Here is a 12,144-nt window from a genome sequence, read left to right on the forward strand (position 1 = left end):
AGACGGGGAACACAGATGGGAAATCTTTCTGAACATTTCAGCAGCAGTGAATTTGCGTGCCGGTGTGGGTGCGGTTTTATGAGTATTTCGCAGGAGCTTATCGCGGTGCTGGAAAGCGCACGCTGTGCGTTCGATGCGCCTGTCACCATTAACTGCGGCTGCCGCTGTCCCGCGCATAATGTAGCTGTCGGCGGAGTGCCAGACAGCCAGCATTTGCTGGGAACCGCGGCGGATATCGTGATTGCGGGAAGTACGCCGTCAGCGGTACATCGCTGGTTTGATGAGCATTATCCGGAGACGCTGGGGCTGGGAAGTTATAAGACGTTTACCCACGTCGACGTGCGCGGTCAGCGGGCTCGCTGGAAAGGATAAGCAACAATTCTGCCCGAAAAAAAAACCGGGTGGCGGCTACGCCTTACCCGGCCTACGTTTTGGTGCTGTAGGCCCGGTAAGCGCAGCGCCACCGGGCAGGGTTTAAGCCGTAATTTGCTCCATCGCCTGCAAAATACGCTTATCGGAGATCGGATACGGCGTTCCCAGCTGCTGCGCGAAGAAGCTGACGCGCAGCTCTTCGATCATCCAGCGGATCTCCTGTACATCCTCGTCGTCGCGGCGCGCGGGGGGCAGTTTGTTTAACCACTGCTGCCACGCCTGCTGGACGCTCTCCACTTTCAGCATTTGCGCGCGATCGCGGTGCGGATCGACGGCCAGTTTCTCAAGGCGTTTTTCAATCGCATTCAAATAGCGCAAGGTATCGCCCAGACGTTTGAAGCCGTTGCCGGTGACAAACCCGCGATACACCAGCCCGCCCATCTGCGCTTTCACGTCCGACAGGGCCAGCGCCATGGTCATATCCACGCGCCCTTTCAGGCGTTTGTTGATATTGAACACCGCCGTCAGGATCTGTTCGACCTGCTTCGCGATGGTCACCACCGTCTCGTTCAGCCCGGCGCGCACTTTGTCGTGCAGAGCCGCAAAGCCCTCTTCCGTCCACACCGGTCCACCGGCTTCGTCAATCAGCTTGTCGACCCCGCACGAAATGCAGTCGTCGATAAGATCCAGCACCTTGCCGTACGGGTTAAAGTACAGCCCGAGCTTGGCTTTGTTCGGCAGCTTTTCATGCAGATATTTGATCGGCGACGGGATGTTCAGCAGCAGCAAGCGACGCAGACCGCGCCACATTGCCTGCTGTTGTTCCTGCGGATTATCAAACAATTTGATCGCCACGCTGTCGCGCTCATCCACCAGCGCAGGCCAGGCTTTGACGCGATAGTTGCCGCGCTTTTGCTCGTAGTGATCCGGCAGATTACCGAAGCTCCAGATATGCAATCCGCTCTGCTCGATACCGTCGTCCGCTACCGCCGAGAGCGTCTCCTGCACTTTGCCTTTCAGCGCATCCTTAAGTTCGCTCAGCGAGCGGCCTTCGTTGAGCTTTTTGTTTTTATCATCCACCACCCGGAAGGTGATTTTCAGGTGATCGGGCACCTGATCCCAGTGCCAGGACTCGCGGTCAATGGTCACGCCAGACATGCGCCGCAACTCTTTTTCCAGCGCATCGAGTAGCGGCAGCTCCAGCGGCGTGACGCGGCCTAAGAAAGCTTCAGCGTAGTTCGGGGCCGGAACAAAGTTACGCCGCACCGGTTTCGGCAGGGATTTGATCAGCGCAATGATCAGTTCGCGGCGCAGGCCAGGAATTTGCCACTCAAAACCACTCTCATCCACCTGATTGAGCAGCGGCAGCGGAATGTGAACCGTCACGCCGTCGGCGTCCGCGCCCGGCTCAAACTGATAGGTCAGACGCAGCTTGAGGTTGCCCTGATGCCAGAAGTTCGGGTAGTCCAGCTTGCTGACCTGCTCCGCGCCCTCTTTGATCAACATGCTCTTTTCAAAGTTGAGCAGGTCCGGCGACGCTTTACTGGCCTTTTTCCACCAGCTGTCGAAGTGGCGCGCAGAAACCACGTAGTGGCTGATGCGCTGGTCGTAAAACTCAAACAGCGCTTCGTCGTCCACGAGGATGTCGCGACGACGGGATTTGTGCTCCAGCTCTTCGACTTCGGCGCGCAGCTTCAGGTTTTCGCGGAAGAAGGCGTGACGCGTCTGCCAGTCGCCCTCCACCAGCGCGTGGCGGATAAACAGCTCGCGGGAGAGCGTCGGATCGATCGGGCTGTAATTCACCTTACGCGCCGCCACGACCGGCAGGCCGTAGACGGTCACTTTTTCTGTCGCCATCACCGCGCCCTGCGCGCGCTCCCAGTGCGGTTCACTGTACGAGCGTTTCAGCAGGTGTTGCGCCACCGGTTCGACCCACTCGGGATCGATACGCGCCGCGATGCGGCCCCACAGACGGCTGGTTTCCACCAGCTCCGCCACGATGGTCCATTTCGGCGGTTTCTTGAATAAGCCAGAACCCGGGAAGATGGAGAAACGAGCGTTACGTGCGCCGGTATATTCCTGCTTATCGGCGTCTTTCATGCCGATATGGGAAAGCAGCCCGGTCAGGAGCGCCATGTGAATTTCGCGGTACTCTGCCGGTTCGCTGTTGACCGGAATGCCCAACTCTTTCACCACCTGGCGCAGCTGGGTGTAGATATCCTGCCACTCTCGCACGCGCAGATAGTTGAGATATTCGACCTTACACTGGCGGCGAAACTGATTCGACGACAGCGCTTTTTGCTGCTCGCCGAGGTAGTTCCACAGATTCACAAAGGCGAGGAAATCGGACTCTTTATCGTGAAAACGCTGATGTTTCTCGTCGGACGCCTGCTTTTTGTCCATCGGCCGCTCGCGCGGGTCCTGAATGGAAAGCGCCGAGGTGATGATCATCGCCTCACGCACGCAGCCGTGTTTTTGCGCCTCAATCACCATGCGCGCCAGACGCGGGTCCACCGGCAGCTGGCTTAGCTGACGCCCCATCGGCGTCAGTTTGTAGGCTGTAGCCTGTTCATCGGTGGTGATCGCGCCCAATTCTTCCAGCAGACGCACGCCGTCCTGAATATTGCGTTTATCCGGCGCTTCGACAAACGGGAACGCGGCGATATCGCCCAGACCGAGCGCGGTCATCTGCAGAATGACGGACGCGAGGTTGGTACGCAGAATTTCCGGGTCGGTAAATTCCGGGCGCGACAGGAAATCGTCTTCGGAATAGAGACGAATACAAATACCTTCCGAGACACGACCGCAGCGGCCTTTACGCTGATTCGCCGAGGCCTGTGAAACCGGCTCGATCGGCAGACGCTGGACTTTGGTGCGGTAGCTGTAACGGCTGATACGCGCCGTGCCGGGGTCGATCACATACTTGATGCCCGGCACCGTCAGCGAGGTTTCAGCGACGTTGGTCGCCAGCACGATGCGGCGGCCGCTGTGGGCCTGGAACACGCGGTTCTGCTCGCTGTTGGATAAGCGCGCGTAGAGCGGCAGGATCTCCGTGTGGCGCAGGTCGCGCTTGCTCAGGGCATCGGCGGTGTCACGGATTTCGCGCTCACCGCTCATAAAAATGAGGATGTCGCCGGGGCTTTCACGGCCCAGCTCATCCACGGCGTCAAAAATCGCCTGCAGCTGGTCGCGATCGACATCGTCTGCCTCTTCTACAATCGGGCGATAGCGCACTTCCACCGGGTAAGTGCGGCCAGAGACTTCAATGATCGGCGCGTTGTTAAAGTGGCGCGAGAAGCGCTCCGGATCGATAGTCGCGGAGGTAATGATGATTTTCAGATCCGGACGACGCGGCAGCAGTTCGCGCAGATACCCGAGCAGGAAATCGATATTCAGACTGCGCTCGTGGGCTTCATCGATGATGATGGTGTCGTACTGCATCAGCAGGCGGTCCTGCTGGATTTCAGCCAGCAGAATACCGTCGGTCATCAGTTTGACCATGGTGTTGTCGCTGACGTGATCGCTGAAGCGTACCTTATAGCCGATGCAACCGCCCGGCTCCGTTTGCAGCTCTTCAGCAATACGGTTCGCCACGGTACGCGCCGCCAGACGACGGGGCTGGGTGTGACCGATCAGGCCCTTGATTCCGCGCCCCAGCTCCATACAGATTTTTGGCAGCTGCGTGGTTTTACCGGAACCCGTTTCCCCGGCGACAATCACCACCTGGTGATCGCGCACGGCTTCGAGGATTTCCTGTTTCTTCTGGCTGACGGGCAGGTTTTGCGGGTATTCAATCTTAGGGCGTGCCGCTTCGCGCAGCACGACTTTCCCGGCTGACTGTTCAATCTCTTTCGCCATCTCCTGGTAGATGGCCTGTTGTGCATCAGGATTTTTAACCTTTTTAATCCCGTGCAGGCGACGTGCGAAGCGCTGCTTGTCGCGCAGCATCAGCGTATCGAGCTGTTGCATCAGCATCGGGAAGGTTAATTTTTGTTGTTCTGTCATAGTGTTAGGGGGCAGTGCTCTGCCAGGCTAAATCTCACTTGAATGATGGGTATAGAGTACCACACCACCGCTTTGACTGCCTTATTCAAAAAAATCGAACATAGGCTTCGATATATTGCGCTATCTCTGCGACAGGATTGTGAATAAAGTGTCAGCAAGCAACGGGGAACACCCCTATCCAAACCAATTAAAGGAATCACCCATGAGCAAAGTATTAGTTCTCAAATCCAGTATTCTGGCAGGGTACTCTCAGTCCGGTCAGCTGTCTGATTACTTCGTTGAACAGTGGCGTGAACAGCACAGCGCTGACGAAATCACCGTTCGCGATCTGGCTGCAAACCCGATTCCGGTACTGGACGGTGAGCTGGTTGGCGCGCTGCGTCCAAGTGATGCCCCACTGACTCCACGTCAGCAGGAAGCGCTGGCGCTGTCTGATGAGCTGATTGCTGAGCTGCAGGCGCACGACGTGATCGTGATCAACGCCCCGATGTACAACTTCAACATCCCAACGCAGCTGAAAAACTACTTTGACCTGGTGGCTCGCGCTGGCGTCACTTTCCGTTACACCGAAAACGGTCCGGAAGGTCTGGTGAAAGGCAAACGCGCTATCGTGCTGTCCAGCCGTGGCGGTATTCACAAAGATACCCCAACTGACCTGGTAGCACCGTACCTGACCCTGTTCCTGGGCTTCATCGGTATTACCGACGTGAACTTTGTCTTCGCTGAAGGCATCGCTTACGGTCCGGAAGTGGCAACCAAAGCACAGACCGATGCGAAATCCGCTATCGACAGTCTGGTCGCTGCATAAGAATTTCCCCCTCTCACCGCCCGGTGGGAGGGACTTTCCTTCTCAATATCCGCACGCTATTTTCCTCGTCGTTATCCTTTTCGCGCAAATAATAATACGGAATCATTCTGAAATATTTTCGACAGGATTTTAGGGCGAAGAGGCGATAATTTTTTAAAGCAGAAATGAATACGAGCTATTTGAGGGTGATACGTGTATGGTAGCAGGCCAATTACACAGGAAATGCCTATGTCCGATCGCAAAGATGGAAAAGCCCGCCGTAACTTTCTGATTAAATGCCCTTGCCCAAACTGCTCTAAAGACTCTGAACACAGCTATACGCGCGTTCAAAAAGGGTCACTGCTGGTTTGCCCTTACTGCAGCACGATGTTCAAATCCAACCAAAAAGTCTGATTTGTTGATCCTCTGCGATTCTGACTACTCAGGCTTACGCCCTCATCGTGGTTGCAGACTCGCAGAGATCAAAGCAGGTTAGTCGCGCAGAATCACGTTGGCAGCAGCCGGGCCTTTTGCGCCCGCTTCAATCACGAATTCCACTTTCTGGCCTTCAAACAAGGTTTTGAAATTATCGCCCTGCAATGCAGAGAAATGCACAAAAACATCTTTGCTGCCATCTACCGGAGAAATAAAGCCAAAGCCTTTATCTTCGTTAAACCACTTCACTAAACCAATAATTTTTGCAGACATATAAGGCTCCTTTTTTCTGGCCTTTCGGCTGGCAAAATTTTTTACATTGTAAACGCTGGGCATTAATGCACGGCCCCCCATATTTAGCAATGTTTATTTTTACCGCACATGTCAACAGTGGCTGAATTAATTGACGAAATAATTCTGCACTGACGCAAATATACAAATTTATTTGGTCTGCGACGATTTGGGCCGCAAATTCTCGTCAAACACCAGACGCGTTCTGCCCGGCTCCACTTCCCGCAGCGGCTCGACCTGATGCAGGGTCATTTTGCACCGCTCGACGAGCACCTGGTATTCACGCGTCCCCTGCTTTTTCCACTCGAGCTCCTGATCGCTCAACTGACGAATGGCTTTTGCCGGACTGCCGATAATCAGATAATTCGCTGGCATTTCTGCTTTGGCTTTCACAAACGCCGCCGCGCCGACGATGCTGTTCTCGCCGATCACCGCCCCGTCCATCACCACCGCATTCATCCCGACCAGCGCGTTTTTACGGATCACGCAGCCGTGCAAAATGGCGCTGTGCCCGATATGGCCGTGCTCTTCCACCACCGTATCCTGCTCAGGAAAGCCGTGCATCACGCAGTTATCCTGAATGTTCGCCCCGTCTTTCACCACGATTCGGCCAAAGTCGCCGCGCAGGCTGGCGTTCGGCCCGACGTACACGCCTTTTCCTAAAATGACATCGCCAATCAGCACAGCCGTAGGATGAACATAGCTCTCATCGGGCACGACTGGGGTCAGTCCATCTATTTGATATACAGGCATACTTCCTCCGTTATGCGATATTCAGGCCGCCGAAGCGCTGGAAATAGAGCGTGCCCGGCACCGGCAGTTCGCCGACCGAGGTTTCGCCTTTTTCGCTGACAAACGCCAGGGCGCCCGGTGCCACGCGCTGATAGATATTGATGCACAGCTGGCGAGCGGTTTGTCCGGCCCAGTGCGCGGGGAGGAGCTCCTCGGGCAACAGCGGATCTTTCAGCACCACGCGGCGATAAAAATGGATCAGCAACAGCTGGATCTGGAAACAGCGCTCTGGCGTGAGTTCATCCGCGCCCGCCTCTTTCAGCAGCGGCAGCAAGGGCCGGAACGAGTCGATAAAGGTTTCATACATCACGTTCTGCTCGGTCAGCTGCCAGCACTCCTCCACGCGGGAGCGTAGCGCCGCGCGCGACAGCGCCAGCGGGGAGTGGGCTTCGAAGCAGATCACGTTCTCCGCCACGCCTGCCTCATGCAGCAGGGACTGCACATCGGCCATTTTCTGCGACGGCGAGGCCATCAGGCTGGAAGCAAGCGTCCCGAACCCCTGCCAGATCAGCTGCTTTTTCACATCAGCGAGCGTGGTTTTATCCAGCCCTTCCGAGAGCAATAACAGCCATTTTCCGTCCCACGCCGGTAACTCTGCGCGGTAAATTTTGTTCTCTGCGCGACGGGTCAGACGCAAACCTTTGTCGCTCAGGCGGTAGAAGCTGCGCCTGCCGATGCGGGAGACATCCAGCCAGCCCTCTTTGTTGAGGCGAAACAGCGCGGTACGCACAAAACGCTCGCCAAATCCCATCCCTTCGAGCAGTGCCGCCAGGCTCCCGAGCCAGATTTCACCGCCGCGATGGGAGAGCGAGTCGCCATACAGGGATGAAATCAGCGAGGTTCCGCTGATCGGCACAGAGCTAACGGCGTGCTGAATAAAAGTATCGAGTTTACTCATCTGATTCATTCTGTTGTGGTTTTTGTCCTGGATGAATCATAGCATAGAATTTTTGCGCGCCCATTACCCCTCACCCCGGCCCTCTCCCCAGGGGAGAGGGAGAAAACCGGACAATCCCCTCTCCCTGTGGGAGAGGGTTAGGGTGAGGGGAGCAAATCGCACCCCACCTACCCGTTCGCCGCCACCTTCCTCAAATCAAACACCCGGCACGCCTTGCCTTCGGAGCGCGGAATGCTGCCGCAGTTGACGATCGTCACGTCGGTCGAGATCCCGACCATCGACTTAATCCGATGGCGCAGCTGATGACACACCTGGCAGCGCTGCTCGTGGCTGAGCACCAGGCTGCTCTCTTTCAGCTCCACTTTCACCGAAAGTGAATCAAGATGTCCGCGACGGTTCACCTCCAGCTGGTAGTGCGGCGACAGATGCTCAAATTTGACGATTTCCTCTTCCAGCTGTGACGGGAAGACGTTCACGCCGCGAATGATCAGCATGTCATCGCTGCGCCCGCTTATCCTGTCCATACGGCGCATGGTGCGCGCCGTACCCGGCAGGAGACGCGTCAGGTCGCGGGTGCGATAGCGGATCACCGGCAGCGCCTCTTTGGTGAGTGTGGTGAAAAGCAGTTCGCCCTGCTGGCCGTCGGCCAGCGGTGTGCCGTCGTTCGGGTTGACGATCTCCGGGTAGAAATGGTCTTCCCAGATGGTCGGGCCGTCGGCGGTTTCGATGCACTCCATCGCCACGCCCGGTCCCATCACCTCTGACAGACCGTAAATATCCAGGGCGGTGATCCCGAGGCGACGCTCGATTTCGTGGCGCATCGCCAGAGTCCAGGGTTCCGCGCCAAACACGCCGACGCGCAGGGAGCACTGGCTGGCGTCGCCGCCCATCTGGCGCTCCAGCTCTTCAATCAGGTTCAGGCAGTAGGACGGCGTCACCATAATCATATCGGGCTGGAAATCGCGGATCAGCTGCGCCTGTTTCTCGGTCTGTCCGCCGGACATCGGGATCACCGTCGCCCCCAAACGCTCGGCACCGTAGTGCGCGCCCAGCCCGCCGGTAAAGAGTCCGTAGCCATAAGCGACGTGAATTTTATCCTTGCGCGTACCACCGGCTGCGCGCAGGGAACGGGCCACGATGTTGGCCCAGTTGTCGATATCGTTTTGCGTGTAGCCGACTACCGTCGGTTTACCGGTGGTTCCGGAGGACGCATGAATGCGCACCACCTGCTCCATCGGCACCGCGAAGGTGTCAAATGGGTAGTTATCCCGCAGATCTTGCTTGGTCGTGCAGGGGAATTTGTTGAGATCGGACAGCTCTTTAAAATCGTCAGGATGTACGCCCGCCGCGTCGAACTTACGCTTATACATCGGCACATTGTTGTAAGCATGCTTCAGTGTCCACTTCAGGCGTTCGGTTTGCAGCGCCTGTAATTCGTCCACGGAGGCAGTTTCAATCGCATCAAGTTGTGTTGTTGTTGTCGTTGTCATTTTGTAGGGTACTCGCAGGTAGTTTTGCTCAAACACGCTCCAGGATCAGGGCAATGCCCTGGCCCACACCGATGCACATCGTACAAAGCGCGTAGCGCCCGTTGCGTCGATGCAATTCATTGCTGGCCGCCAGCACCAGTCGTGCCCCGCTCATCCCCAGCGGATGGCCCAGGGCGATCGCGCCGCCGTTCGGGTTCACATGCGCGGCGTCATCCGCTAACCCGAGCTGGCGCAGCACGCCCAGTGCCTGTGACGCGAAAGCTTCATTCAGCTCAATCACGTCCATATCGTTGATGCTCAGACCCGCGCGCTCCAGCACTTTGCGTGTTGCCGGAACCGGGCCCAAACCCATCAGTCGTGGCTCGACGCCCGCGCTTGCCATCGCCACGATGCGCGCCCGCGGGGTTAATCCCTGCTGTTCGGCCATCTCACGGCTGGCGATAATCAGCGCCGCCGCGCCGTCGTTGACGCCAGAGGCGTTGCCCGCCGTCACCACGCCGTTTTTACGGAACGGCGTTTTCAGGGCGGAGAGCTGTTCAAGGGTGGTGTCGGCGCGCGGATGTTCGTCAATCAGCACTTCCGTGATGGCGCCCTTCTTGCCCACCACGCTCACCGGCACGATCTCCTGCGCCAGGACCCCGTTCTGCTGGGCTATCGCCGTCCGCTGCTGGCTGCGCAGCGCGAAGGCATCCTGATCGGCACGGCTGATATTTAACAATTCAGCTACATTCTCTGCCGTTTCGGGCATGCTGTCAGTTCCGTATTGCTGATGCATGAGCGGATTCACAAAACGCCAGCCGATGGTGGTATCAAACATCTCCGCCTGACGCTGGAACGGCGTGGTCGCTTTGCCCATCACGAACGGCGCGCGGGACATGGACTCCACGCCACCGGCGATCAGCAGATCCGCATCGCCCGCTTTAATCGCCCGAGCGGCAAAACCGACGGCATCAAGTCCAGATCCGCACAAACGGTTGATCGTCGTGCCGGACACCGTCTGCGGGAACCCGGCCAGTAGCGCCGCCATGCGCGCCACGTTGCGGTTATCTTCCCCGGCCTGGTTGGCACAGCCGAAGATCACATCGTCAATACGCTCTGCATCCAGTTGCGGATAGCGCGCCAGCAGCGCGCGCAGCGGGACGGCTGCCAGATCGTCGGCGCGCACGCCCGACAATGCGCCGCCATAACGTCCCACCGGGGTACGAACACCATCACAGATAAATGCATCACGCATCAGGCTTCTCCTGTCACACTGCCGCCAATGCGGTGCGATTTACCGCGGAACAAGGCGACTGTTTTTTGTTGTTGGTTAGTAATTTCGATGTCGTACACGCCGGTCAGTTTGCCCTGGTGTTTCACCCGGGCGCTGGCCGTTAGCTTGTCTCCGGCAAAGCCAGGACGCAGAAAATCAATGGTGCAGGCCGAGGCCACCGCCGCCAGCCCCTGGCTGTTGCAGGCGTAGGCGAACGCCGTATCGGCCAGGGAAAACAGCTGTCCGCCGTGGCAGGTTTTATGGCCGTTGAGCATCTGCGGGGTGATGGTCATCGTCACCACCGCGTAGCCTTCGTCCATCTCGACGATGTCGATGCCCAGCGCCTGAGCGCAGGCGTCGTTTTCATACATGGTGCGGGCGTTGTGCCAGGCGTTATGACTCATAGCTACTCTCCAGAAGCGCACGCTGGCGCAGCAGGGAACAGGGGCGATAACGTTCTTCGCCGTAATGGCGTTGCAGGTTTTCCAGCAGGATCAGCAGGCGCTGCCAGCCGAGGCGTTCACCCCAGGCGATCGGCCCAACCGGGTAGTTCACACCGAGGCGCATGGCGGTGTCGATATCCTGTTCGCTGGCGACCCCTTTTTGCAGGGCATCCAGCGCTTCGTTGATGATCATCGCCACGGTCCGCCAGAGAAGCAGGCCGGGATAATCGCTGATCTGCAGGACGCGTTTTCCCTGCTGCTGCAGGTGATAAATCGCTTTTTGGGTGGCGGAGTGCGGATTACCGGCCGCGGCGGCGATCACCACCGCCTCGCCGTCCATGCGGTCGACCACCACCACCGGGCGGTTATGGCGCAGAGCGAGGCTTTGCGCCGTTTCACCGGTGGTTTCTACCAGCAGCACATCATCTAATTCAGTGACACCGTCACTTCTCTTATTCGCGATAACCGGACTAAAGGTCGCGCCAACGGCTGCAAGCCACTGGGCGGCAGGACGTTCCCCGTGCCAGTCGTACACCCCCTGCCCGGTTTTTTTGCCGAAACGGCCGCCGAGCACCAACTCCTGCTGGACCAGCGACGGCAGAAAACGGCGCTCCTGCCAGAAGGCGTTGAAGACGGAACAGGTCACAGCGAAATTGACGTCCTGACCGATCAGATCCGTCAGTTCCAGCGGCCCCATAGGGAAACCGCCCCCTTCGCGCAGGGCGGCGTCGATGTCCTGCGCCGGGGCTACGTTCTCTTCCAGCGCGCGCCACGCTTCGGAGTAGAACGGACGCGCCACGCGGTTGACGATAAATCCCGGCGTGGACTGGCAGCGCACGGGCTGTTTGCCCCAGTTCACCGCCAGCTCGCACAGCAGATCCGCCACTTCCGTGGAGGTCGCCAGCCCGCTCACCACTTCAACCAGTTTCATCACCGGCGCCGGATTGAAGAAATGCAGCCCCGCGACGCGCTCCGGATGGCGCACGTCGGCCGCCACCGCGGTGATCGAAATCGACGAGGTGTTGCTGGTAAGTAAAGTTTGCGGCGGGCAGATCTCGCCCAGCTGTTTGAACAGCGCTTTTTTGACTTCAAGGCGCTCGGAGGCCGCTTCAATCACCAGATCGGCGGCAGCGAGGGCATGAATATCGTTGACCGGGAGCAGACGCGCGACGATTTTCTCGCAGGCCTCGGCGGTCAGTTTTCCGCGCGCCACGCGGGAGTCCAGCCGCGAACGTATCCCGTCGATGGCGCGGGCCACCACGTCAGCGGCGATGTCGTACACCAGCACCTGATGTCCGCTGCTGGCGGCCACTTCGGCGATCCCGGCCCCCATGGTGCCGCTGCCGATCACGGCGACGGTGTGAATTCTCATCGTCATC

The 12,144-nt window shown here is 58.1% G+C and carries 11 protein-coding genes; 3 read left to right on the forward strand and 8 right to left on the reverse strand.

Annotated features, from left to right (window positions below; translation table 11 throughout):
- The first annotated feature begins 15 nt into the window (after positions 1-15).
- Entirely contained in the window at positions 16-372 is a 357-nt protein-coding gene (locus AC3WS9_RS11640) for a D-Ala-D-Ala carboxypeptidase family metallohydrolase (protein WP_492488477.1), read from the forward strand.
- 102 nt (positions 373-474) lie between these two features.
- Here AC3WS9_RS11640 and hrpA read toward each other — a convergent pair whose 3' ends face one another.
- Positions 475-4,377: an ATP-dependent RNA helicase HrpA gene (gene hrpA / locus AC3WS9_RS11645; protein WP_492488479.1), complete on the reverse strand. Its 3,903-nt coding sequence runs from the start codon at positions 4,375-4,377 to the stop codon at positions 475-477.
- A gap of 202 nt (positions 4,378-4,579) precedes the next feature.
- On the opposite strand from hrpA, the gene azoR reads away from it, so the two are divergent.
- Positions 4,580-5,185 carry an FMN-dependent NADH-azoreductase gene (gene azoR / locus AC3WS9_RS11650; RefSeq protein WP_095281956.1) on the forward strand — a complete coding sequence of 202 codons (606 nt, stop codon included), beginning with the start codon at positions 4,580-4,582 and terminating at the stop codon, positions 5,183-5,185.
- Between the two features lie 228 nt (positions 5,186-5,413).
- Positions 5,414-5,578 carry a YnfU family zinc-binding protein gene (locus AC3WS9_RS11655; protein ID WP_282493143.1) on the forward strand — a complete coding sequence of 55 codons (165 nt, stop codon included), beginning with the start codon at positions 5,414-5,416 and terminating at the stop codon, positions 5,576-5,578.
- A 78-nt stretch (positions 5,579-5,656) separates the two neighbouring features.
- Here AC3WS9_RS11655 and AC3WS9_RS11660 read toward each other — a convergent pair whose 3' ends face one another.
- The 7 genes from AC3WS9_RS11660 to paaH all read right to left on the reverse strand — a co-directional run bounded on the left by AC3WS9_RS11660 (position 5,657) and on the right by paaH (position 12,143).
- On the reverse strand, positions 5,657-5,872 hold the full coding sequence (locus tag AC3WS9_RS11660; RefSeq protein WP_095281955.1) for a cold shock domain-containing protein: 216 nt from the start codon (positions 5,870-5,872) through the stop codon (positions 5,657-5,659).
- A 168-nt stretch (positions 5,873-6,040) separates the two neighbouring features.
- Positions 6,041-6,643, reverse strand: coding sequence for a phenylacetic acid degradation protein PaaY (gene paaY, locus AC3WS9_RS11665; RefSeq protein ID WP_100780229.1), 603 nt, complete (start codon positions 6,641-6,643; stop codon positions 6,041-6,043).
- Positions 6,644-6,653: 10 nt separating this feature from the next.
- Positions 6,654-7,589, reverse strand: a complete 936-nt coding sequence (paaX, locus tag AC3WS9_RS11670) for a phenylacetic acid degradation operon negative regulatory protein PaaX (protein ID WP_282493144.1) — start codon at positions 7,587-7,589, stop codon at positions 6,654-6,656.
- 158 nt (positions 7,590-7,747) lie between these two features.
- Positions 7,748-9,070 (reverse strand): phenylacetate--CoA ligase PaaK, encoded by a 1,323-nt coding sequence (gene paaK / locus AC3WS9_RS11675; RefSeq protein WP_285144553.1) that lies wholly within the window; start codon positions 9,068-9,070, stop codon positions 7,748-7,750.
- A gap of 28 nt (positions 9,071-9,098) precedes the next feature.
- A complete protein-coding gene (gene pcaF, locus AC3WS9_RS11680; RefSeq protein WP_324724307.1) occupies positions 9,099-10,304 on the reverse strand; it encodes a 3-oxoadipyl-CoA thiolase in 1,206 nt (401 codons plus the stop codon).
- On the reverse strand, positions 10,304-10,726 hold the full coding sequence (paaI, locus tag AC3WS9_RS11685; protein ID WP_282493147.1) for a hydroxyphenylacetyl-CoA thioesterase PaaI: 423 nt from the start codon (positions 10,724-10,726) through the stop codon (positions 10,304-10,306). The genes pcaF and paaI overlap by 1 nt, the downstream gene beginning before the upstream one ends.
- Positions 10,716-12,143: a 3-hydroxyacyl-CoA dehydrogenase PaaH gene (gene paaH / locus AC3WS9_RS11690; protein ID WP_492488484.1), complete on the reverse strand. Its 1,428-nt coding sequence runs from the start codon at positions 12,141-12,143 to the stop codon at positions 10,716-10,718. Before paaH ends, paaI begins: the two co-directional genes overlap by 11 nt.
- Position 12,144 lies beyond the last annotated feature (1 nt).

The organism is Lelliottia sp. EB106-05-01-XG201 (assembly GCF_058791735.1).